This is a genomic window from Paenibacillus sp. Marseille-Q4541 (assembly GCF_018310695.1).
GTDB lineage: Bacteria > Bacillota > Bacilli > Paenibacillales > Paenibacillaceae > Paenibacillus.
On record NZ_JAGXCY010000002.1, the window covers coordinates 335,971 to 360,007 of the forward strand.

The window sequence follows — 24,037 nt, forward strand, 5'->3', positions numbered from 1 at the left end:
CTCCTTGTATGGCACACACCTTGTCCAATTACCAATCCTACCATAAGCTGTTCCCCGATCTACGTGCGACATAGTTGGCTACCGTAAGAAGCGTTACACTAATGACCGCCTTAAAAAGACCGGCTGCTGTAGCATAGGAGAAGCGTTGATTTTCGATCCCGATCCGGTAAACATAGGTGTCAATAACATCGGAAACCTCTCGGAGTACTGGGTTAGAACCAAGTAGCAAGATGTCTTCAAATCCAGCATTTAACAAGTTACCAATCGCCAAAATAAAGAAAATAACGATAACAGGCATGATGGAAGGAATCGTAATAAATGAAATTTGTTTTAAACGGCTTGCGCCATCCATCTCAGCTGCTTCATACAGACTAGGGTTAATACCCGCTATGGCTGCCAAATATACGATAGAGTTAAACCCAATTTCTTTCCATACATTGGTACTTACTAGAATCGTCCAGAAATATTCAGCTCTACCTAGGAATCCAATCGGTTCATCGATTAAATGAAGCGACTGCAAAAGAATGTTTAAACTTCCGTTATCTGTCGAGAGAATTGACATCGCAAAACCTGCGACAATAACCCAAGACAAAAAGTGTGGTAAATAACTGATCGTCTGAATGACCCGTTTAAAAGCCATCAGTCTAACTTCATTTAGCATCAGTGCTAAAATTATTGGGGCAGGAAAACCTACGATTAATTTCAATGCACTGATGACCAGCGTATTCCTCATAATGGTCCAAAATTCTGGTGCATTAAAGAACATTTCAAAATGTTTAAATCCTACCCATGGGCTTGCCCAAAAACCATCAAAGATGCTGTAATCCTGAAAAGCCATAAGTACGCCATACATCGGAATATAGCTAAATATGAATACAAGAATCAGTGCCGGGATCACCATGAGCTGGAGCTCCCATTGTTTTAATAATCGAACCGCTAGACCTCTTGGTTTTCTGCGTTCCGCCACTCTAGTATCCGTAGAGATCTGTGACATTGTTCCCCCTCCTCTTGCTTTAATTGTAAAATCTTCTGGAAGAAGAAACTATATATGTAATTAACGAAATTTTATAATAATCAATGATTATGTGAGTAATCGTCACATAAAAAGTTGTTTTTTATTATAAAACTGAACATTTTTTTCAAGATAACGGTTACATTAAATACAATAAAAAATGTAAGCGTTATAACATGACATCATTTTTTCGAGAAGAGAAATAAATATAACATGAAGCTAAAATGATAGCGTATACAGTTGCGAACCCAGATAAAACTAACACGGATGCTACTGAATCCGATTGGATCATACTTTGAATAATAGGTAATACAGGGGGTAAAATCCAACTAATACATTTCATATTTTCTGGTAATAGAGATATCAATTGTGTATGGAGCAATGCTGCGAGTGACCATATGAGAAGTAAGTTCAATCCATAAATTGTTTTATGGATGAAGCTTCGTTGGGTCAGCAGTGCTAAAGAGGAACCTAGAATTCCGAGTGAGAAATGTCCTACTAATGCTGTAATCCATTCTCCTCGATCTGGAAATCTTTCGAACATATTCATTAGAACAGGAAAAAGAATCGTTACTACGGCTAAAATGAACGTAACTGCAATCGCAGAAAACCATTCCGATAGATAAAACTTCCATTTATTTCGAGAGTGCGTTATGGTGATAGCTCGCTGATCAGGGTTTTCTGCATGATATACCCCTCTTCCAATCCAGCAAGAAAAGAAAAAAAGAAAAGCTGCTGTTACGCTATAGCTGTCAGCAATAGGGTTTGGCTTGTAGGAGTAGATTAACACCGTTAACAGAAAATAAAGAAAACAAGGTAAGAAGTAGGAGCTCGATCGAAAATAGGTACGTAGGAGATAAATAACCGTTGATTTTATCACTCATTTCACTTCCTTTGAGATAGATGACTCTTCAGTTTCTCTTGATACGTCTTGAATAGATCCACCATCTGCCAGCATGAGAGATAGCAAACGATCACTATGGTTCGCGTGTATAATGATGGTTACTTCCGTAGTTTCCCTTATTGTCTGAGCACTCAATTCAATAACACCTTCATATGTAGTAAGATTCTTCAGCATTGCTTCTGAGAGATTTATAACTTGCACAACCACCCTACTATCTTCGGTAACAATCTCTTCCGAGTTTACAATACGCATGAGATTACCTCTTTGTAATTCAACGACATTGTCAGCAAGCTCTTGAATAATAAGAGTCTCATGACTTGCACACACCAAGGTAGTTCCCCTCTTCTTATGCTCAAAAAGTAGCTGTATTAGTTGCTTTTGAGATTTCCTATCTAATCCAGACAGAGGCTCGTCCAATAGCACAAGCTCAGGGTTACCTAATAAACTTTGCATCACATTAACCTTCTGTTTCATTCCTTTGGAATAAGAAGCAAGCGGCTGATTTCGATCCTCCATAAGTCCAAACAACTCAAACCAAGTGTTCGTTTGTGTTAGGATTGTTTTTTTATCGAGCCCTTGAATATAGCCCATAGCTAGTAGATATTCCTCAGCGGTAAAATGAACCCAAGGCAAACGATCAATAGCATACCCTGTTTCTCTATTAAAAGACTTTTCTTTTCCCTGCGCAGCTTGCCTAAGTATTCTCCCTTGTGTTGGATAGATTAGACCAGCAAGCAACCGGAGGAGGGTGCTTTTGCCAGACCCATTATGGCCCATCAGCACGGCACACTCCCCTTGCTCAATCTGCAGTGAAACATCAGAGATAACGTGCTTCTCTCCAAAACTTTTACATACATTCTCCAATCGAATCAATAGAACCCCTCCTCCTCATCCCTTGCAACAATGAAATGATTTACATGCGGTCCGGTGTTTTCACTCCGAGGAGTGTCATAATATTTTGAATACTCTCGCCTGTCACTTTCACCAATGAGAGTTTATACGATAGTTCCCCCGGTTCTCCGTCCAGAATGCGCTCATGATGATAAAAACGATTAAATAATTGAGCGGCATCAATGACATACTTGGCCAGCACAGATGGTTCTTTTAAACGCACTGCTTTTTTAAGATACTCAGGATATCTGGAGAGGTGTTTCAATAGACTCCAAGCTGAATCGCTAATCGTTATTTCGTTCAAAGCATCACCTAAATCGGTATTTCTATCTGAAATTGTCAGCTCTGCCTTCGTGAGCAGGCTTTGAATTCTTGCATAGCTATACTGTACATACGGCCCCGTTTCTCCTTCAAAACTAAGTGCCTCTTCAAGTGAGAAATCAACCTCATTTAAACGATGATTTTTGAGATCTCCAAATACGATTGCACCAATTCCTACCTGCTCAGCTACCTCTTCTGCATTTGGCAGATTCGGATTTTTTAGTTTGATAATTTCACGTGCACGCTGTACTGCCTCATCTAGTACTTCTTCCAGAAAAACTACTTTTCCGCGTCTAGTGGACATTTTACGTCCTTCAAATTTCATTAACCCAAAGGGAACATGGATACAGTCTTTCGCCCACGGCTCACCCAGTTTGTTAAGGACAGCAAAAACCTGCTGAAAATGAAGCTTTTGCTCGGCACCTACTACGTAAAGTATTTCATCTGCTCCCATTTCCTCACGACGATAAAAGGCGGTAGCCAAATCCCTTGTCGGATAAATGGTCGTTCCATCTTTTTTGATAATAAGACAAGGTGGCATTCCCTCCTCCTCTAGTGGTACGACGAGTGCTTCATCACTCTCGATAAGCAACCCTGATTGTTTTAGTTTCGTAACGATACCTTCTGTTTTATCGATATAGAAGCTTTCTCCGAGAACGTGGTCAAAATCCACCCCTAAACGTTTATACATCCGTTCGAACTCCTGCATACTGATTTCAACAAAATAGGTCCACAGACGAACGGCTTCCTCATCCCCTTGTTCCAGCTTACGAAACCATTCTCTTGCCTCAGGACCAAGGGTCGGATCATTCTCTTCTTCATCATGGAATTTCACATATAATCTTAGCGATTCTCTGATGGGCTCTTCTGCAAGCTTCACGTCATCTCCCCATCTTTTGTAGGCCGTAATTTGTTTGCCGAACTGAGTCCCCCAATCTCCTAGATGATTTACGTTTACTGTGTTATACCCTGCCGCTTTATACATTCTGTATAATGCTGCTCCGATAACCGTTGAACGTAAATGTCCTACGCCAAAAGGTTTCGCAATATTAGGCGATGACATATCGATCACTACTTTTTTCCCTTCTCCTATCGAAAGCTTGCCGTAGTCAGGGTGATTCAACTGGGTTAATATAGCTTCGGTAGCTAGACTACGATTGAAAAAGAAATTCACATAAGGACCTGCTGCTTGTACCGTTACCTCTGGATGCTGGATAGAAGCTGCCAGTTCAGCAGCAATGACTGCAGGCGATTTTTTCAAATGTTTGGCTAATGTGAAACAAGGGAAAGCTATATCTCCCATTTCAGGACGCGGAGGATGTTCTAAATAATTTTCAATTTCCTCCACCGTCAAGTTTAAGTGTAAATCCAAAATCTGAGCTACTTTTGTCGTTAACATCCTTGATACACTCCTTAATCCTTTTTTTGATATCAAAAAAGCCCCCATCTCTGTATAACAGAGACGAGAGCTAAACTTCCCGCGGTACCACTCCATGTGAATAGAACAACATCACAGCTTCATATACGTTCATATAGCTGCTTAAGAAAATTCTATTCCCCTTATCAGCGGGTAACGTCCGCTACTGCCGGATACGCCTACTACCATTTCAACGTATCATCTCCCGAGTGCGTTTCATCCCAGATCCTACATACCGGCTCCCACCAACCCGGTTCGCTAATCATGCGGTGTTCTGGATTACTCTCTCGATCATCGACTGTATAATTTGTAATATTATATATTTTGTTTTTCCGAAGTGCAACTTTTTTTAAAAATAATTATTTATTTTAAAAAATAAAAAAAGCAGCACAAGGAACCCCTTCCTCATCTGCTTTCTTTCTATTCGTGACTCACACCGATAAGATTCATTATACAGACATGCTCATACTTGAGCATACTTCTGCGCAACGACGACATGCTTCAACACTACTTTGACAATGGATATGCTTGAATTTCTCACATTCGTTCGCACATTGTTCGCAAGCTTTTACAACAAGGGAAAGAATTTCTTTTTCGTATACAGTCCCACGGCTAAGAGCCGCCGCTGCAAAGCTACAAATTTCTGCTGCTTCTCTATTATACTTAATGCTTTCCCGCAGGGAAGCCAGATCATATTCTTTCAAGCTCGATACATAGCATTTATTACACGCGTTCATCGCTTCAATACATGCTGCAATCTTAGTTTGCATTTCCATCTCTACGTTTGTCATTGCCATTGTGATATACCTCCGTGTATTCGCTATTTGTTCTTCTATTACCCGAAGAACGTATATGCTAATCAATATGCAATGACATTTGTTATGATTCGACTTTTTATGATCTTTTCACTCAATCCGAAGACACCATATGATCTTCAAGCTGTTGCAAAGAATGTCGAATTTCTGCTTTGGAGAAATGTTCTCCGATAAAAACACCCACATCTTCTAGATGATCAGCACTTCCGAGCTTCGTGAAATCGGTTTCCCGATAAGCAAATTGGAACAAGAAGCGGCTGTTAGTATCTGAGAAGGTGACGATTCCTTTCGCACGGTAGATATCTCTTGGCAACTGGCGCAGCCAGGATTCAAACTGAACACTGTTAATCGGTTTCGAAAAATAATGTGTATACGCCATTACATGATCATGGGAATGAACATGATGATGTTCCGCGCTAGGAACACCTTCTTCTTTTGCTGACTCACATTGGATATCTCTTGAAAGTCCAGGGAGTTCCATCTCTCTAAGAATCAACGATGGCTCAATGGTACAGTAGTTCGTCAAATGGATTTTCGCAATTGGATTCCAGCTACGCAAACATTGCATTAATTCCTGACTTTCAGCTTCATCGACAAGATCAATTTTATTCAGTAGCAATTGAGAAGCAGCTCGAATTTGTTCTTGCATTAGACGATAAGTTTTTCCTCTCTGCTTACGGTACGTATCTAGCAAGTGAATGCTATCTACCACCGAGATTAATTCTCTAACTTCTAGTTTCACATATAGTGAAGTATCCGCGATCCCATCTAAAATTTCCACTGGATTTGCAGCTCCCGTTGCTTCAATAACAATTACATTGGGAGATGAACGATGCACTAATTCCACGAGCTGAGGGGCCAAATCTCCACGCACAGAGCAACAAATGCAGCCGCCGAGGATTTCAGCCATGTTCACATCTTTTCCAATCATCTCGCCATCGAGATTAACATCGCCAAGCTCATTCATTACAACGGCAGGGGTCATTCCTTTACTTTTCCAATACTCAAGTAGTTTGATTAGCAGTGTCGTTTTTCCACTTCCCAAAAAACCAGACAAAATATATACTGGTATCGTCTTTTGATTGGGTTGTTCAGTTGTCATCATATAACTTCCTTTCGATCTCTTGCGATCCGTTCACTGGCTATATATTTTATAGCATTAATTATGTAGCTTCTAAATGAAGCCTATAGTTTACTATCATCAATTCTAGACTGCGATGGGCCATCTATGTTTGCGTCCTATAGCGTTATCGTCTAAAGTAGATTCATATTCTAATCTTGGAGGCTTGATCACAATGAATTCTGCCCATGAGCACAAGCAACAAGCTCCCTCCAGTGTAAACTGTATGGTCATCACGGTTTCAGATACCCGGACCAAAGATACAGATACTGGTGGACAACTCATGCAGGAGCTTCTTCATAAGTCTGGTTATGCTGTTGTCGATTATATCATTATCCCTGATGACACTGCCACTATTCAATCGGTTATTCATCAGGCAGTAGTAAGAGATGATATTGAAGCCATTTTATTAACTGGTGGTACAGGGATTTCCCCACGTGATAATACATATGAAGCCGTGCATTCCCTACTCGACAAGGAACTACCGGGATTCGGGGAAATATTCCGATATCTTAGTTTTTCTGAGGATATTGGTACAGCTGCGATCTTAAGCAGGGCTGTTGCTGGGACGATTGGCTCCAAAGCGGTGTTTTCCATGCCGGGGTCAAAAGGGGCAGTAAAGCTCGCCATTACGCGGATTATCGTTCCAGAATTACGCCATATTATGCGAGAAATATACAAAACCACCTGAATCCCAAAAACAAGGTAATCTGCTCATCCCCTGAGTATAGATTGCCTTTGTTTTTTCTAATCCCAAAGAGGCAGAAAGTAATAGGCAGAAAATTCGAATAGAGAATAAGTAGAACTGCTCAGCGATACTCTTGCGTTTGAACAGATTATCGGAACGGACACGAAGAAATCAAGGAACTATGAATAACCCTTCTTCCATAGTTCCTTGATTCTATTATCATTCTAAGATAGTTTAACCACCGTACGTCCCACAGCTTTACCTTCCAAGATACGACTTAATGTATCTGGTAATTGTTCGAGGGATACTTCATTGACTCCCATTTGCAGTGCTGATTTTGGCTTCCATTCCCTACCCAGATGCTTCCATAGCTGAGTACGTCTTTCAGCTGGGCAATATACGGAATCTATACCGATTAATTGAACCCCTCGTAAAATAAATGGAATTACACTGGATTCAAACTGATAGCCACCTGTCATTCCAGAGAGAGCTACGCCACCGCCGTATTTCACTGAGCCCAGGACAACTTCAAGCATTTTGCCTCCGACCGGATCAACTACCCCTGCAAACCGTTCTGCTGATAAAGGGCCTTTTCCTTTGGCATAAGCTTCTTCGCGCGTTATTACTTCGGTTGCACCGAGCTTCTGCAACAACTCTTGTTCTTGTTCCTTCTTACCAGTGCTCGCAATAACTTCAAATCCCAGCTCCGATAAAATCGAGATAGCCATACTTCCAACCCCACCACTGGCACCCGCTACAAGTACAGGTCCGGAGTCTTGATTAATGCCTGTACGCAGTAGACTTTCTACCGACATAGCCGCTGTAAATCCTGCCGTACCAATAGCCATTGCTTCTTTCGTTGTAAGTCCTTCCGGCAAAGGCACAAGCCAATCTCCAGGAACTTTCGCATATGGACTGTATCCTCCAAAGTGTTTTACACCAAGTTCATAACCGGTTGCCAGCACCTTATCCCCTTTCTTAAATCTTGAATCGGAAGAGTCTATGACTGTACCTGCTAGATCAATACCTGGGATGACCGGGTAACCTCGAACTACTTTTCCACCCTCTGTACTCGCTAGTCCATCTTTATAATTGACACTTGAATATTCTACCTGAATCGTAACGTCTGCTTCTGGTAGATCAGCCAATGTGATCTGTTCTAGCCCTGCCCGAAATCCTTCTTCATCCTTGCGAACCATATAAGCCTGAAAAGTTTGATTACCGAGTGTTTCCATTTCTAGTTCCTCCTCTTTATCCCTTACTTACGGTTACTACGTATATTGTTACATCTAAATCTTCATTTTGCCATGAATTACATAACAACTTTCTATAAAATTACCCTACATTAGAATTATACAAACTGTATGCAAACAGGAACTCCTGACACATTCTTTATTCATCATTGTCGAACGAGGAATATTTTGGCGGGTATTGCCGTCTGGTGCGCTTTCCCAAGAAATAATTCCAGACTTCATCTCCATTATTTCCCGGGTAAATCAAAGAAGCATCCGTTATTATCCCTGTAAAATATAAGGAGTTTTAACGGATGCTCTTTCCTAAACTTAGGAATGAATATATTCAGAAATCATTTTTTGTTTTAAATTCCATGCTGCTGGGCTAATATTAACACGATATATTTCCGGATTGAGTTTCCGTAAATATTCTGGCCAGAACATATCCATTTGCTCCCGATGATAAGCGCGAATCTCTTCAAGTGTTGGAAGTTCATACACTTTACGTCCCTTGATAAATATAGGTTCAAGCATCGTAACAACATCGTAATCCTGAATTGTTTTCTTCAGATAGGGATGCACAGGATTAAACAGTTGCAACGGTTCTTTTTGCTTTGGCTGTTCGTCGTCCGGATAGCTAATATAGTCAGCAATCGCCTTTTTCGTTTTTGGATCCACAAGGCGATAGACTTCTTTTTTCCCTGGGGTTGTTACTTTTTCAGGATTCGCAGAAATTTTGATCGTCGGTTGCATAGTGCCTCTGACTTCTCGCTCTACCAGCTTGTATACTCCACCGAGAGAAGGCTGATCAGCAGCTGTAATTAGCTGAGTTCCCACTCCCCATGTATCAATCTGAGCACCCTGAGCTTTCAGGTTAAATATCGTATGCTCATCCAGATCGTTAGAAGCTACGATTTTAACATAGGGAAGTCCTGCTTCATCCAGCATTTTTCTCGCTTGAATGGATAGGTAAGCAAGGTCTCCACTATCTAACCGAATCGCGTTCATTTTCTTACCTTGAGCTTCAAGTTTCTTAGCTGTCTCTATCGCATGAGGAACACCGCTTCCAAGCGTATCAAACGTATCGACCAGCAGCGTCACTTGATCAGGCAACACTTTTGCATAGGCATCAAACGCTTCCTGTTCGCTCTCAAAGCTCTGTACCCATGAATGAGCATGTGTTCCCGCTGTAGGAATACCAAACTGCTCTCCTGCGAGCATATTAGACGTAGCATCAAAGCCAGCCACATAAGCTGCACGTGCTCCCCAGATGGCAGCATCGGCCTCCTGAGCTCGTCTTGTACCGAATTCCAACAATGTGTTATTACCAGAGACTTGCTTAATTCGAGATGCTTTGGTAGCAATCAGTGTTTGATAATTCATAAAATTCAAAATTGCTGTCTCAACTAATTGCGTCTCCATGATATTGCCTTCAACCCGAACGAGTGGTTCATCTGGAAATACCATAGCGCCTTCTTTCATCGCATAAATCGTGCCTTGGAAAGAGAATTGCAGCAATTCTTCTAGAAAAGCCGGGTCATAATTTTCCTCCTGGCTGGATAAATACTTGATATCCTCCATCGTAAATCGGAGATTGCTAATATAACGTACGATCCGCTCAAGTCCCGCAAAAACGGCATAACCATTTTTAAAAGGTAACTTACGGAAATAAGCCTCAAATACGGCTTTACGCTTATGGGTACCATTTACCCAATGAGCATACATCATATTAATCTGATATTTATCCGTATGTAATGCCAGGCTTGTGGTCTGCATCTGTCTCATCCTCTCAGGCCTCAAGTGAAGCCGCAAACAATTTCTTTAGGTGTTGTATTATTTCGTCCGCTTTGTCACGGTTGCACCGAGACTATTCTTGAAATGTCCTAATGCCCACACATGACCTTCTGCATTAAAACTAGCAGTAGCGTCCTCATATACCGTTATGGAAAAACCTTTATTGTAAGCATCAACTGCTGTATGAAGTACACATATATCAGTACATACACCGATCAGATGAAGCTCGGATATTCCGCGCTCACGTAGTTTGATCTCAAGATCCGTGCCGGCAAAAGCACTGTATCTCGTCTTATCCATAAAATAGACAGATTCCTTCGCCTCTTCATAAAGAGCTCTAAGTCTGCCGTATAATTCTCTACCCGCCGTCCCCCGAATATTATGAGGTGGAAATAACTGAGTTTCCGGATGAAAGTGGTCATTCTCATCATGCAAATCAATAGCCATTACAACATAATCGTTATTCTGTATAAACGCTTTTGTAATGTCCACGACGGCTTCCTCAATAGCTATTGCGGGCTCTCCTACTGGCAAATTGCCATCCACAAAATCTTTTGTGTAGTCAATGACGATCAAAGCTTTCATCCTGCTCACTCCTTATTCAACTTCGCTCACGTATAGATGGAAAGTCTCGGCTTAAGATCTGTAAAAAGATACAGCTGCGCAGGACGCTGAGAATATTGGTTTGAGCTGAGTGGGTTCCCCTCTTCATCTCTCACCTCTTCGATAATACCTTGACGGCTTCTCGTCGATGTAATTTTACGAATAAAATTAGGTTCTTCAAAATCCGGAACGACACTTTGAATGACCTGATACAATTCACTTAACGTAAAATGTTGTGGCAAAAACTGTCTAGCAATGGTCGTACGAAGCATCTGTTCTTGTATCCGCCTATAGGCATCTTCAATGATTGTTCGATGATCAAAGCCTAGTTCCAGCTTATGCAGTGCTTCTTCTATTGTAAACAATCCTACCTCTTCTGCGTCGTCTGCTGCTTGCCTGTGCTCCAGCATCCATTCCTCTACAAGAGCAAAAAACGCATGGGAGATAATCCAGCCACGCGGATCTCTTCCTGGTTGACTATAAACGCCAAGATATTCGAGGTGTCCGCCATCTACGCCGGTTTCTTCCATGAGCTCACGCTTAGCTGCATCATAAATGGATTCATTCTCCTGACAGAACCCGCCAGGCAATGCCCATTTCCCGGCAAAAGGCCAGGACTTACGCTTAATTAACATCACTTTCAGTTCCCTGATGGGAAGCGTTTTGGTGACTGTTTTTCGCTCACGTTTCGTTAACGTAAACATGACAATATCGGCTGGAACACCGTCTGGTGTGCGATATTTCTTTTTCTGAACCGGACGATCCGGGTTTTCTTCTCCTGAAAAATGGTTCTGTTCTTCGCTCATCTATTATCACCGCTATGATTTCATTTTGATATTTTCATTATGACATCATTATCTCGTTTGTCAACCGCACCCAAATCAGGAAAGCTATTTACCCATGAGCACTTTATTTTTTAGGAATAACCAGACGAAAAGAAGCTGTTGCCATACAGCCCAGGACATCATCGGCATTTTTCACTTCTGCTTTTGTCGTTAAACTTCTTCCAGCTTCATGAATCACTTCGGCAGTAACAATAAGCTCCCCTTGATGCATTGGTGCTAGATAATGAATGTTCAGATTTGTAGTAACACAGTTATCTATTTGTTTTGCCGCTACGGCAACCATCCCCATAGCTTGATCCATTAAAGAGGAGAGGACACCTCCGTGTACAATCCCCATAGAATTCGTATGCTGCTTCCCTGCTGTAATGGAGATCACTACCTTATTTTCTGTTGCGCTTAGCATTTTGCAACCTAATAGGCCCCAAAAACGGTCTCCTGCATCTTGAATCATTTCCTCTACTATTTTCATCTGTGAAACTCCCCTTCTGGCTGTACGTTCCTTAGATTACCCTGTATCTTATGCTCTACTCGTACCATGACTTATTTTATACAGAAAAAGAGTACGGAATTTCATTCCGCACCCTTCACTGTATTAATCACATCTCGATGGAGGTGCATCCGTACCTGTCTCCACATTCACTTTCTCGGAGACCGTATCGTGGATGACTGACATCACAAGTTGCAATAAATAGTTTATGTCGCTTTGGCTCTGCTGAAATTCATTAACCAGCGGAATGTTATCAATCTCATCCTGAAGTTGCTCAATCTCTGCTTCAATCTTCGCAACCATTTCTTTATTTTGAAAAGATTCAAAAGCGACGATTTCTTTTTGCTTCTTTTTCATTTTTTGGATGAGACCTTGAATCCGCTCATGTTCTTGAATTTTGGACTCCGCTTGTTTGAAATGCTGGACTTCTTCACTCGTCCCGATCAAATCAGCGAGTTCCTTCGCCTTGTTCATAATATCATCGCGTATAATGAGATCCCGCGTACTAAATGAAGGCATACCATATTGATTGACTTTAACTTGATCATTTCCCATAATGATCGCTCCATTCTGATAGGTTGGCTCATATTGCAATGTTTCTCTAGTTGCATTAGTTATTTGCTGCTTGTGGTAAAGGGAGCCACTCACCCTTGATGTACCACGATTTAGCATCCGTAATTTCAACTTGTACGAAAGTACCAATTAACTCTTTAGGTCCTTCGAAATGAACAAGTTTGTTACCACGCGTGCGTCCGGACAATACTTCTTCGTTGTTCTTGCTTTCTCCTTCTACAAGAACCTCTACAACTTGTCCTTTCATTCGCTCATGTGCACCATAGCTGTATTCTTGAACCGCTTTGTTCAAGCGTTGTAGACGCTCTTTTTTCACTTCCATAGGAACGTTGTCTTCCATTATGGCAGCAGGCGTTCCTTCACGTGGTGAATAAATATAGGTATAAGCAAAATCAAATCCAACTTCACGAACTAACGATAAGGTATCATCGAACTGTTCGTCAGTTTCCCCAGGAAAACCAACGATAATGTCAGTCGTCAGTACTGCATTCGGGATTGCTTGTTTGATTTTGTGTGCGAGCTCAAGATAACGTTCACGAGAGTACTTACGACTCATTTTTTTGAGTACTTCAGTGCTTCCAGATTGTACCGGAAGATGAATATGCTCAACCAAATTTCCGCCTTTGGCAAGTACTTCAATGAGATGATCATCAAAATCACGTGGATGTGATGTCGTAAAGCGTACTCTTGGAATATCTATTTTGCGAATTTCATCCATAAGATCACCGAAACCATACTTGAGATCAGTAAAGTCTTTACCGTAAGCATTTACGTTCTGACCAAGCAAAGTGATCTCTTTAAAACCTTGCCGCGCCAAGTCGCGGACTTCAGCTATTACATCTTCAGGCCGACGGCTACGCTCTTTACCGCGTGTAAATGGAACAATACAGTAGGTGCAGAACTTGTCACAACCGTACATGATATTTACCCATCCTCGTAAACCCTGACGTTTCTTAGGCATATTTTCAATAATATCGCCTTCTTTCGACCATACTTCAACGACCATTTCCTTACTAAAATAAGCTTCGTTAATGAGATATGGCAGTCGGTGAATGTTATGTGTACCAAAAATCATATCGACAAACCCATGTTTTTGTAAAATACGGTTAACGACCGTTTCTTCTTGTGACATACATCCACATACACCAAGTAATAGATCCGGTTTCTCAATCTTCAGATGTTTCAGGTGGCCCAGCTCACCGAATACTTTATCTTCCGCATTTTCACGGATTGCACAAGTGTTCAAGAGGATAATATCTGCTTCCTTACGATCTTCGGTCGGCTGGTAACCCATCTCTTCCAGCATCCCTTTAATCGTCTCTGAATCATGCTCATTCATCTGGCACCCATATGTATAGACCAGATAGTGTTTCCCCCTACCAATTGTCTTTAACTCTTCAGGTATTGCATTATCATACAGAACCTGAATATTTTCTTTTCCCCGTTGTTTCTCACGTTTGTGATCAGGCTCCGACATAATGTTGATATCACGTCCACGAATCCGGATTTTCTTGCCAAACTCATCTTCCGAAAGAACTTTCGCGTCAGAAAAATCAAAATACTTGGAGTAATCCTTTGTATCTTTCGCCATCGTAAAACGGTCACTCCTTACACAAAATCTATTTCGTATTCCCTATCCATTATCAATCATCTATACCTCTATTTAAAAAGGCATTACAGCAAATTATAACATGATTCATGACCCATATCCACCGACTCTCACGAGATAAAACACAAAAAAAGGGTTGTCCCTAACTGGATTAGCAAATCCATAGGAACAACCTTTTTATTCATCGTATTATAAGATTATAGAGCTTAGCCAATGATTTCAGCTACATCTCCGGTTTTAGCGCCTGCAGCATTTGCTTCATCTGTATCGATATGCATATCAAGTGCAAAGGAATCAGAAACGCGTGCAATTACATTTTCCAGTACAAGACCTCGTTCTCCGCCAAGGCGAACTTTTAACATGTCTTTGTCTTTAACTCCCCATTTTTCTGCATCAGAAGTATGGAAGTGAATGTGTCTTGCCGCTACAATTACGCCTTCTTCCAAAGTAACTTCACCTGCTGGTCCTTTTAAAGTAATACCAGGTGTTCCATCAATGGATCCGGACTCGCGAACTGGTGCTTTTACTCCGATAGCAAAAGAATCCGTACGAGAAATTTCCAGCTGGCTAGCCGGACGTGCAGGTCCGAGAATTCTTACTTTATCAAATTGGCCTTTTGTGCCAATAACAGCAACGGTTTCGTTAGCTGCGAATTGTCCTGGCTGAGACAATGGTTTAAATTCCGTTAATTGGTATCCAGCTCCGAACAAAGCTTCAACATGCTCTTGGGTTAGATGGATGTGGCGTGCTGACACACCTACAGGTACAGTTTTACTCATCTGTTAACACTCCTTAATTCTCTATCTATATATTTGGTCCGTCCATTATTATACCCATATTAACAACAAAATGAAAAGGCATCCTTCACTTTCAGACGTCTTTTTTGCTAATAATTACGGTTTATCCCCTAAATTTTCACATAGAAACGTCAACATATTGTCATACATAAACTGTCTAACCAGCGTCTCAGGATAGTGTTTTTGCAGCAATTCTACGAGATCAGTGTACTTACCAGGGTGTTCAAGTCCTTGAATCCACTGATGGATTCCATCGAAGTCTGAACCGAACATGATGTGATTTGCTCCTCCCAAGGAACAGACATGCTCTATATGTTTTAACAGATCCGTCTGGGATACCTCCCCTTGTTCTTTGACAAACCACGGAACAAACGTCATCCCCATTCTTCCATTCAGAGCAATAATGGTACGTATCTGCTCATCGGTAAGATTACGAGGATGCGGACAAACTGCTCTTGCATTAGAGTGAGAAGCAATAAATGATCGTTCTGTCGTGTCTGCCAGCTCCCAAAAACCTGCCTCTGACAAATGGGATACATCCAAAATCAGTCCAATCTCCTTACATCTTCTAATCAGCTCTCTGCCTTTATTCGTGAATCCCCCGTTGCGTTCCTCCAGAATACCATCCGCTGCCCAGTTGGCGTAGTTCCATGTAACTCCTATAAATCGAACACCCTGCTTATACATCAGATCGAGGTAAGAAAGATTCCCTTCCAGACCATCCACACCTTCAAGCGACAATAAACTCCAAATAGAGCCACCTGCCTGCCCAATGTTCGTTCGAAGCTCCTGTGCATCTTCTTTCCATCGTAAAGGCCGGAGACGTAACGGATGGCTCTCTTGGGCAGTTAACAAGTTATATATCTCTATTTGTCGAAAAACATGCTCAAATCGCGGGGTACCCAGTTTTTCGGACAAAAATATAGCAAACGTCTGAAGCGCTACGTTTCCCTCCTGTAACCTATTCATTGTGACATCCAGTCCAGGACCTTGTATAAAATCAAGACTAGAATCTCGTTGCATTTTGTACAGTACATCACAGTGCATATCAACAATGGGCACACTTTTTTTCATGTAATTAGCCCTCCTTCGTCGTTCCCTTGTTAAGCAGAGATGAAGGCAACAGTCCTTCTTATTTCTTTATATGCAGGCTGTACGCAAAAAAGCCCATTTGCAACATGTGCAAACAGGCTAAGATTAAAAAGATAGTTATCTTGGTTCCACAATCAATTTAATAGCTGTTCGGTCTTCCCCGTCTATTACGATATCCGTAAAGGCAGGAATGCAAATCAGATCAACTCCGCTCGGTGCCACGAATCCCCGGGCAATGGCTACTGCTTTTATCGCTTGATTAAGAGCTCCTGCACCAATCGCTTGCAGTTCAGCATTTCCGCGTTCTCTTAGAACACCTGCTAATGCACCAGCGACTGAATTCGGATTGGACTTGGCTGAAACTTTTAATACTTCCATGGTAAGTACCTCCCCTGGGAATAGGATGATGGATTGTTTCCACGACATGGTCCAACATGTGACAAATGCAGTAACTGAACTGAACTGAACTTTCTCGCTCTCTGTAATGCACGCATTAGTCCGCCCGAATGTTTCAGCTTGATCTTTTTCTTGAACAGACTCTAATAGATGTTATTCGCGAGAATGTAAAAGATTCCTTCTTTTTACGAGTCCGATGTTCTTAGTTAAAAGATGTACCTTCGTCGTTATTCCATTCGCCACTCATCTTCGATCAACCGAATTTTTTCAATCTTGGTTGCTTTTCCTGTGTCTTCATCGATATCAATGATTACCGCATGAAAATGCCATTTACCTTCATCCACATTAAAGCGCACTGGCAGACTGGTTAGAAATTTATGAAGTACAGCTTCCCGTTCCATACCCAAAATTCCGTCTTTCGGTCCTACCATCCCTACATCCGTAATGGCAGCCGTACCCTCTGATAATATCCGCTCATCATTCGTTTGCACATGTGTGTGTGTACCCACTACAACCGATGCTCTTCCATCCAAATAATATCCCATTGCAATTTTTTCGGATGTCGCTTCCGCATGAAAATCAACCAGAATACATTTATGTTTTTTCTTAAGCTCGTCCACCAGGTCATCTGCCTTACGGAAAGGACAGTCAAGTGCTGGTAAAAAAGTACGTCCTTGCAAGTTAACGATGGCTAATTCCTTACCGTTTGCCTTAATTACTGCATGGCCATTTCCTGGAGTCGTCTCTTCTGGAAAATTAGCCGGACGAATCAACCGAGGTTCATCATCGATAAATTCAAAAATATCACGATTATCCCATGTGTGATTCCCCATTGTAATACCATGAATACCCCAATCGAAAAACTGCCTAGCAATGGACTGCGTGATGCCGCGACCAGACGCTGCATTCTCCCCATTGGCAATAATGATATGAGGTTTATATTTCGTTTTGAGTAATGGAAGGTTTTCCTTCACTGCCTTCCGACCAACGCTGCCAACAATGTCACCTATAAATAAAACTTTAATGTGTGTTGCCTCCTTTTAACCCATATGCTCCATTATTAATCATCTATGAATGAGAAAAGTGGCCGGAGTTCGGCCACTTTCCTTCGTTTCATTCTTATTTAGCGTATTCTACTGCACGTGTTTCTCTGAGGACGGTTACTTTAATATGTCCTGGATAATCGAGTTCGTTCTCAATCATTTTAGAAATATCGCGAGCCAAGCGGAATGCTTCAGCATCATCGATCTTATCTGGTTGTACCATAACGCGAATTTCACGACCAGCTTGAATTGCGTATGATTTTTCAACCCCATCAAATGATTCAGAGATCGCTTCAAGTTTCTCCAGACGTTTAATGTAAGTCTCCAGCGTTTCACGACGTGCACCTGGTCTTGCAGCGGACAAAGCATCTGCTGCTCCAACCAACATCGCAATAACGGAAGTCGCTTCTGCATCACCGTGATGAGATGCAATACTATTAATAACAACCGGATGTTCTTTATATTTTTTCGCTAATTCCACGCCGATTTCAACGTGTGAACCTTCCACTTCGTGATCCAGTGCTTTACCAATGTCATGCAATAGACCAGCACGTTTGGCAAGTACGATGTCTTCGCCAAGTTCTCCAGCCATAAGCCCTGTTAGGTAAGCAACTTCCATCGAATGCTTCAGCACGTTTTGTCCATAGCTTGTACGGAATTTGAGTCGTCCAAGAATTTTGATCAAATCTGGATGCAGTCCATGAACACCCACCTCAAAGGTAGCTTGTTCACCATATTCACGAATACGCTCATCCACTTCTTTACGTGATTTTTCAACCATCTCTTCGATTCGTGCTGGATGAATTCGACCATCAGCCACCAATTTTTCCAAGGCGGTTCTTGCAATCTCGCGGCGAATTGGATCAAAGCCGGAGAGAATAACTGCTTCCGGAGTATCATCAATAATGAGATCAATCCCTGTAAGGGTTTCAAGTGCACGGATGTTACGGCCTTCACGACCGATAATACGGCCTTTCATCTCTTCGTTAGGCAATGTCACAACCGATACTGTAGTCTCGGCAACATGATCAGCTGCACAACGCTGGATAGCCAATGTAATAATCTCGCGGGATTTCTTGTCCGCCTCTTCCTTCGCTTGCTGTTCAATATCCTTAATCATTTGAGCTGTCTCTAGACGTACTTCTTGCTCTACATTTGACAGAATGATACTCCGAGCATCTTCCATCGTCAGATTGGAAATTCTTTCAAGCTCCGTCACCTGACTCTTATAGATCGTTTCAATTTGTTGCTGCGTCTCGTCAATTCGTTTCTCTTTGTTAGCCACTTGTTCTTCTTTGCGTTCCAAGGAATCCATTTTTTTATCCAGCGATTCTTCCTTTTGCAACAATCGTCTTTCTTGTCGTTGGATTTCATTTCGACGTTCACGAATGTCTTTTTCAGCTTCGGTACGTACACGATGGACTTCGTCTTTCGCTTCAAGTACCGTTTCTTTTTTCAGTGCTTCTGCATCCTTCTTCGCATTTTCTACGATTTGGACTGCAGCTTCTTCTGCACTGGAAATTTTAGCTTCAGCTAAAGATTTGCGAATAAAATATCCGGCAAGGAACCCAATAATCCCAAAAATCAAAGCGGCAACAACGAGCATTAACCAGGCGATAGGACTCATTCTGTTCACCTCCTCGTTGATTCCTCCAAGGGATTTATCCTTGGGATATTCACATTTGTTTGCATTTAAGTCTTACACATTTACAAAAAAATCCATACAGTGAAATTCACTGTTTCTTTTTCTGGTACACGCTAGAGGCATGTACACTTCACCGCCGTAAGGTATGGCGGTCTTACATCATTACCATTTTACAAGACTGTGCACGAAAGGTACTTTTTTGGAAGGAAAAAATACCTTTTTTGTTGCAACGGCTCATGTACATTTTAGTATTCGTGTTAAGATATTGTCAAGAGAATGAACATTTTCGGGACTAGGGGCACATCTTTATCACATGAAATCGTCTTCTGACTCCTGTTCTTCCTCGGAACTTTCCAAAACAAGCTCTGCCATAACTTTTCTGGTCACTTCTCCTGAGTACCCTCTTCTCATAAGGTAAGGATAAGTTTTACGTTTCTTTTCAGAGGTGTCTCCTTTAACCTGATTCCATTTTTTGCGTCCAATAACAAGCGCGCTTTCCCATTCTTCTTCTTGGCTTACTGCTCCAAGAGCCTCGTTAATATCTTCTTTGGCAATTCCTTTTTGACGAAGTTCCTGCCCTACCCACAGTTTTCCCTTACGATGATTTGAAATACGTTGTCTGGTCCATTCTTTGGCATACAGAGAATCGTCAATAAACCGCTCTTTCTCCAGTCTAGTTAATACTTCTTCAATGATCGGTATTGTAAACTCTTTTTCTTTCAATTTTTTGGCCATTTCAAGCCGTGTTCTTGCTTTTCTTTCAAGAAAACGCAAGCCTTGTACGTAAGCACGCTGCCGTTCATCAGCAATTACGATTTCTTCAAGCTCATTTTTATGAAAAGAGTTACCTTTGATCATTCGATATTTGATCATCACATCTTCAAGAACAGACAATTGATATTCTCCAAAATAAATTAAATATCTTGTATCTCGCCCTCTCATTTTCTCTACCCGAGTAATTTCAAGCATTTGATCAGGAAAATGGCTGACGCCTACTTGTACTTCCTGATTGGCATCTATTTCTTCATAATCCTCCACTTCAGCGCGCCTCCTCGTACTTCGTCTATCATCACTATTTGCTAAAGCAATACATTTATAAAACAAAAAAACCGCAGGCAAAATAAGCCGCGGTTTCATATGCTTACGCTATAAAGCGTTCCTGACAGTTCATACAATTATGTTGATTACGCTCCATTTGTATTAAGACGATGTTACTGTAACATCACTTCTGCCAGGAATGACAAGTCCCTTAAAAAGGGACTTGTTCTCGCATTCGGCAAATACAATTATATTATAACAGCTCTATATTACTCTAAGGGATGTTGATAAGTCTTATTCGACTTCGAACAATTCCTGTTCCTCTTGTTCTTCTTTTGCTTTGTCAGCTTCTGAAGGAGCATCAACTACCGTAGTCAAGTTACTGGCTTCACGAATTTTTTGTTCAATCGTTTGGGAAATCGCAGTATTTTCTTTCAAGAATTGTTTTGCATTCTCACGACCTTGACCTAAACGCTCACCGCTGTAAGAATACCAAGCACCACTCTTGTCAACGATACCGTGTTCTGTACCGATATCTACAAGGCTTCCTTCTTTGGAAATCCCTTCACCGTACATAATATCGACTTCCGCTTGTTTAAACGGAGGAGCAACCTTGTTTTTTACAACTTTAATTCGTGTACGGTTACCGACAATATCGTTACCCATTTTAATACTTTCAATCCGCCGAACATCAAGGCGAACCGTGGAGTAGAACTTAAGTGCGCGTCCTCCCGGTGTTGTCTCCGGATTACCAAACATAACACCAACTTTTTCACGAAGCTGATTGATGAAGATAGCGATCGTCTTCGATTTACTGATCGCTCCAGACAGCTTACGAAGAGCTTGGGACATCAGACGAGCTTGGAGACCTACGTGGGAATCCCCCATATCTCCTTCAATCTCTGCCTTCGGCACAAGTGCAGCAACAGAGTCAATGATAACAATATCAACTGCGCCACTTCTTACGAGCGCTTCGGCAATCTCGAGAGCTTGTTCCCCTGTGTCTGGTTGGGAAAGAAGCAATTCATCAATATTTACACCTAGTTTTCTTGCATATTGAGGGTCAAGAGCATGCTCTGCATCAATAAATGCAGCTTGTCCTCCGGCTTTTTGTACTTCAGCAATAGCATGAAGAGCAACTGTTGTTTTACCTGATGATTCAGGACCATATATTTCAATAATCCGGCCTCTTGGGAATCCGCCGGTTCCTAGTGCGATATCCAGAGCAATTGATCCACTGGGTACAATTTCGACTTGCATGTGAGTTGATTCACCCAGTTTCATAATTGAACCTTTACCAAATTGCTTTTCTATTTGACGTAGCGCCATATCTAACGCTGCACGACGATCTGACAATAAACTCACATCCTTCTATGTTTATAACTCTATGATACTCTCTTTGGACTCGTTTGCCAAGCATTTTTTGAGAACATACATTCGTTTTTTTCGAGAGACCAGGGGCCCACCAGTCCTCAGAGCATAAAAAAGGAAGAACCTGAGCAAATCACGTTTGCACCCGGTTCTTCCGATTACTTGTAGTATACTGGTTCAGAGTAAAAGCGTCAAACATTTTGATAGGCTTGTCGTATGAACCCTTTCCTGCAACTAAGTAAGCTTTTCATTCTCCACAAGTCTGCGCCACAGGCGATAAAGAATCGTTTTGGCTGAACGAATTCGAATGGTTTCGCGATTACCACTCAGTTTAAGCTCATGTACTTCCGTTTCCTTGTCTCGTTCAGCAATACCGATATAAACAAGGCCTACTTCTTTTCGCTCGGAATATCCTGGACCTGCAACACCTGTAACAGACAAGCCGTAATCTGAATCTGTAATCATTCGAGCCTGTTCTGCGAGTACTTTCGCCACTTCGGCGCTCACAGCTCCGGGTGCATCCTCGCCTTCCAGATAATGATGCGGAACATTCAGAAGCTTTTCTTTCATTTCATTAGAGTAGCATACAAACCCACCACGCAGCATAGTGCCGCTTCCCGGAATAGAAGTAAGCAGGGTCATTAATAGTCCGCCTGTACAGCTTTCTGCAGCAGCCATCGTCTGTTCACGATCAGCCATCATTTCTACAATAACGTGCTCAATCGGAATATCGTGGCTTGCATACATATGTTCAGGAAGACGCTGCTGAATAACAAGCTCAAGCTCATTAAGCTTAATCATCGCTTCACTTTCACTGGATGCTTTCGTAGATATCCGAACGGTGACCTCCCCTTCGCTCGCATAAGGTGCAATGGTTGGGTCCGTTTGACTCGTGATTAAGTCTTTCAGTTTGTCCTCTAGCATCGATTCACCGATTCCAGCAAATTTAAGCATTTTTGAATAGATCGGCATCTCACCGGCCAATACATGTTGATAAAGCCATGGCAGGGCATGATTTGTGAACATAGGTTTCAGCTCTTTTGGAGGACCAGGAAGTATAATATAATGCGTTCCTTCATGGCTAATAGCATTCCCGAGTGCAAGTCCTGTTTCATTCAGCAGTGGACTTGCTCCTTTGATAATAGTGGCCTGACGTTTATTATTCTCGGTCATCACCGTACCACGGCTAGTGAACATCTTCTCGATACTATCCAGTGAACGCTGATCCATAAGAAGACTTAAGCCAAGAAGATCAGCCAGTACATCCTTCGTAATATCATCCTGAGTAGGGCCAATTCCACCTGAGAAAATAATAATATCTGCACGACTACGTGCCGTTTCAATTGCTTGTTTCATTCGTATCGCATTGTCACCGACAACTGTCTGAAAGTATACATCAACACCTATTCCAGCAAGTTCTCTTGAAAGGAATTGAGCATTGGTGTTCACAATTTGACCCAGTAAAAGTTCAGTACCGACTGCAATAATTTCTGCTTTCATTTATATTCCTCCAGTTTGAAATCAGTCTGCCGAAAATAGATAAGATCTTATCTTTCAAAAGAGCAATAGGGATCCCTATTGCTCTTCTTGGTAAAGATATTTAACTATTGTAAACGTAAAATCCTGCTTTTACGCCTAGTTTTGATGAAGGAGATGCTTGTTTTTGACAAAGTAGTCAATCCCGGAATATAACGTCACGAGAGTTGCCAGCCAAATAAATATAACATCCATTGGCACAGAAACAAACGCAAACGGGAAATTGTTCAATAATAATAAGGAAATAGCAATAATTTGAGTTACGGTTTTCACCTTGCCCCAAGAGCTTGCAGCAACAACAGAACCATCTAACAAAGCTACCTGACGTAAACCTGTTACAGCGAATTCACGGCTAATAATAACAACCGCCATCCATGAAGGCACACTGCCCATTTCAACCAGAGAAACGAGTACAGCTGTAATCAAAAGTTTATCTGCCAAAGGATCCAGCAATTTCCCAAGGTTTGTTACCAAATTGTGTTTCCGCGCAATGTAACCGTCAATCCCATCTGTACTCGCAGCTACGATAAAAATAATTGCTGCGATAAGCTGGTTGTAAGGAAGTGAATAGTCACCAAACTGGATAGGTGAAGGATAAAAATCAAAGTCAACCAGTAAGAAGATCATCATGACAGGAATCATGAAAATTCTGGCTAGAGTAATTCGGTTGGGTAAATTCAAAAAAGACGCCCTCCCCTTTTGATCGTACTTGGAGATACGCTAGTAATAGCGAACTCCGCCTATGTCTTTTTATTATTCATGAGATATGTAATGTAAGGATAAACCAAACATCTATAATATGAAAATT

Annotated in this window: 23 protein-coding genes and 1 other annotated feature; of the genes, 1 reads left to right on the forward strand and 22 read right to left on the reverse strand. The window is 41.6% G+C overall.

Features of this window, described 5'->3' with window-relative positions; translation table 11 throughout:
* Positions 1-37: 37 nt before the first annotated feature.
* From KFT32_RS04220 to KFT32_RS04245, 6 genes are all read right to left on the reverse strand, one after another.
* Complete coding sequence (locus KFT32_RS04220) at positions 38-994, reverse strand: ABC transporter permease (RefSeq protein WP_211745861.1); 957 nt, start codon at positions 992-994, stop codon at positions 38-40.
* Positions 995-1,181: 187 nt separating this feature from the next.
* Positions 1,182-1,892: a hypothetical protein gene (locus KFT32_RS04225; RefSeq protein WP_211745862.1), complete on the reverse strand. Its 711-nt coding sequence runs from the start codon at positions 1,890-1,892 to the stop codon at positions 1,182-1,184.
* Positions 1,893-2,789 (reverse strand): ABC transporter ATP-binding protein, encoded by an 897-nt coding sequence (locus KFT32_RS04230; protein ID WP_211745863.1) that lies wholly within the window; start codon positions 2,787-2,789, stop codon positions 1,893-1,895.
* A gap of 40 nt (positions 2,790-2,829) precedes the next feature.
* Positions 2,830-4,527 (reverse strand): arginine--tRNA ligase, encoded by a 1,698-nt coding sequence (gene argS, locus KFT32_RS04235; RefSeq protein ID WP_211745864.1) that lies wholly within the window; start codon positions 4,525-4,527, stop codon positions 2,830-2,832.
* Between the two features lie 56 nt (positions 4,528-4,583).
* Positions 4,584-4,849 (reverse strand) — a binding site (T-box leader).
* 145 nt (positions 4,850-4,994) lie between these two features.
* Positions 4,995-5,342, reverse strand: a complete 348-nt coding sequence (locus KFT32_RS04240; RefSeq protein WP_481856298.1) for a four-helix bundle copper-binding protein — start codon at positions 5,340-5,342, stop codon at positions 4,995-4,997.
* A 112-nt stretch (positions 5,343-5,454) separates the two neighbouring features.
* Positions 5,455-6,465 (reverse strand): CobW family GTP-binding protein, encoded by a 1,011-nt coding sequence (locus KFT32_RS04245; RefSeq protein ID WP_249435641.1) that lies wholly within the window; start codon positions 6,463-6,465, stop codon positions 5,455-5,457.
* A gap of 190 nt (positions 6,466-6,655) precedes the next feature.
* Between KFT32_RS04245 and KFT32_RS04250 the strand changes: the two genes are divergently transcribed.
* A complete protein-coding gene (locus KFT32_RS04250; RefSeq protein ID WP_211745865.1) occupies positions 6,656-7,171 on the forward strand; it encodes a MogA/MoaB family molybdenum cofactor biosynthesis protein in 516 nt (171 codons plus the stop codon).
* A gap of 221 nt (positions 7,172-7,392) precedes the next feature.
* On the opposite strand, the gene KFT32_RS04255 is transcribed toward KFT32_RS04250, so the two are convergent.
* The 16 genes from KFT32_RS04255 to pgsA all read right to left on the reverse strand — a co-directional run bounded on the left by KFT32_RS04255 (position 7,393) and on the right by pgsA (position 23,910).
* On the reverse strand, positions 7,393-8,403 hold the full coding sequence (locus KFT32_RS04255; RefSeq protein WP_211745866.1) for an acrylyl-CoA reductase family protein: 1,011 nt from the start codon (positions 8,401-8,403) through the stop codon (positions 7,393-7,395).
* 327 nt (positions 8,404-8,730) lie between these two features.
* Positions 8,731-10,176: a nicotinate phosphoribosyltransferase gene (locus KFT32_RS04260; RefSeq protein WP_211745867.1), complete on the reverse strand. Its 1,446-nt coding sequence runs from the start codon at positions 10,174-10,176 to the stop codon at positions 8,731-8,733.
* A 57-nt stretch (positions 10,177-10,233) separates the two neighbouring features.
* Positions 10,234-10,779 (reverse strand): cysteine hydrolase family protein, encoded by a 546-nt coding sequence (locus KFT32_RS04265; protein WP_211745868.1) that lies wholly within the window; start codon positions 10,777-10,779, stop codon positions 10,234-10,236.
* Between the two features lie 26 nt (positions 10,780-10,805).
* Positions 10,806-11,603, reverse strand: a complete 798-nt coding sequence (locus KFT32_RS04270; protein WP_211745869.1) for an NUDIX domain-containing protein — start codon at positions 11,601-11,603, stop codon at positions 10,806-10,808.
* Between the two features lie 103 nt (positions 11,604-11,706).
* Entirely contained in the window at positions 11,707-12,111 is a 405-nt protein-coding gene (locus tag KFT32_RS04275; protein WP_211745870.1) for a PaaI family thioesterase, read from the reverse strand.
* Between the two features lie 123 nt (positions 12,112-12,234).
* Entirely contained in the window at positions 12,235-12,684 is a 450-nt protein-coding gene (locus KFT32_RS04280; protein ID WP_211745871.1) for a YlbF/YmcA family competence regulator, read from the reverse strand.
* 55 nt (positions 12,685-12,739) lie between these two features.
* Positions 12,740-14,293, reverse strand: coding sequence for a tRNA (N6-isopentenyl adenosine(37)-C2)-methylthiotransferase MiaB (gene miaB / locus KFT32_RS04285; RefSeq protein ID WP_211745872.1), 1,554 nt, complete (start codon positions 14,291-14,293; stop codon positions 12,740-12,742).
* Positions 14,294-14,517: 224 nt separating this feature from the next.
* Positions 14,518-15,090 carry a phosphate propanoyltransferase gene (gene pduL / locus KFT32_RS04290; RefSeq protein ID WP_211745873.1) on the reverse strand — a complete coding sequence of 191 codons (573 nt, stop codon included), beginning with the start codon at positions 15,088-15,090 and terminating at the stop codon, positions 14,518-14,520.
* Between the two features lie 114 nt (positions 15,091-15,204).
* On the reverse strand, positions 15,205-16,182 hold the full coding sequence (locus KFT32_RS04295; protein ID WP_211745874.1) for a dipeptidase: 978 nt from the start codon (positions 16,180-16,182) through the stop codon (positions 15,205-15,207).
* Positions 16,183-16,317: 135 nt separating this feature from the next.
* Entirely contained in the window at positions 16,318-16,578 is a 261-nt protein-coding gene (locus KFT32_RS04300; protein ID WP_019005392.1) for a stage V sporulation protein S, read from the reverse strand.
* Positions 16,579-16,823: 245 nt separating this feature from the next.
* Positions 16,824-17,621 carry a TIGR00282 family metallophosphoesterase gene (locus KFT32_RS04305; protein WP_211746028.1) on the reverse strand — a complete coding sequence of 266 codons (798 nt, stop codon included), beginning with the start codon at positions 17,619-17,621 and terminating at the stop codon, positions 16,824-16,826.
* Between the two features lie 94 nt (positions 17,622-17,715).
* On the reverse strand, positions 17,716-19,266 hold the full coding sequence (rny, locus tag KFT32_RS04310; protein ID WP_211745875.1) for a ribonuclease Y: 1,551 nt from the start codon (positions 19,264-19,266) through the stop codon (positions 17,716-17,718).
* Positions 19,267-19,593: 327 nt separating this feature from the next.
* Positions 19,594-20,322, reverse strand: a complete 729-nt coding sequence (locus KFT32_RS04315) for a regulatory protein RecX (protein WP_349304853.1) — start codon at positions 20,320-20,322, stop codon at positions 19,594-19,596.
* Between the two features lie 294 nt (positions 20,323-20,616).
* Complete coding sequence (gene recA / locus KFT32_RS04320) at positions 20,617-21,678, reverse strand: recombinase RecA (protein ID WP_211745877.1); 1,062 nt, start codon at positions 21,676-21,678, stop codon at positions 20,617-20,619.
* A gap of 249 nt (positions 21,679-21,927) precedes the next feature.
* A complete protein-coding gene (locus tag KFT32_RS04325) occupies positions 21,928-23,193 on the reverse strand; it encodes a competence/damage-inducible protein A (protein WP_211745878.1) in 1,266 nt (421 codons plus the stop codon).
* A 135-nt stretch (positions 23,194-23,328) separates the two neighbouring features.
* A complete protein-coding gene (gene pgsA, locus KFT32_RS04330) occupies positions 23,329-23,910 on the reverse strand; it encodes a CDP-diacylglycerol--glycerol-3-phosphate 3-phosphatidyltransferase (RefSeq protein ID WP_211745879.1) in 582 nt (193 codons plus the stop codon).
* Between the last annotated feature and the right edge of the window lie 127 nt (positions 23,911-24,037).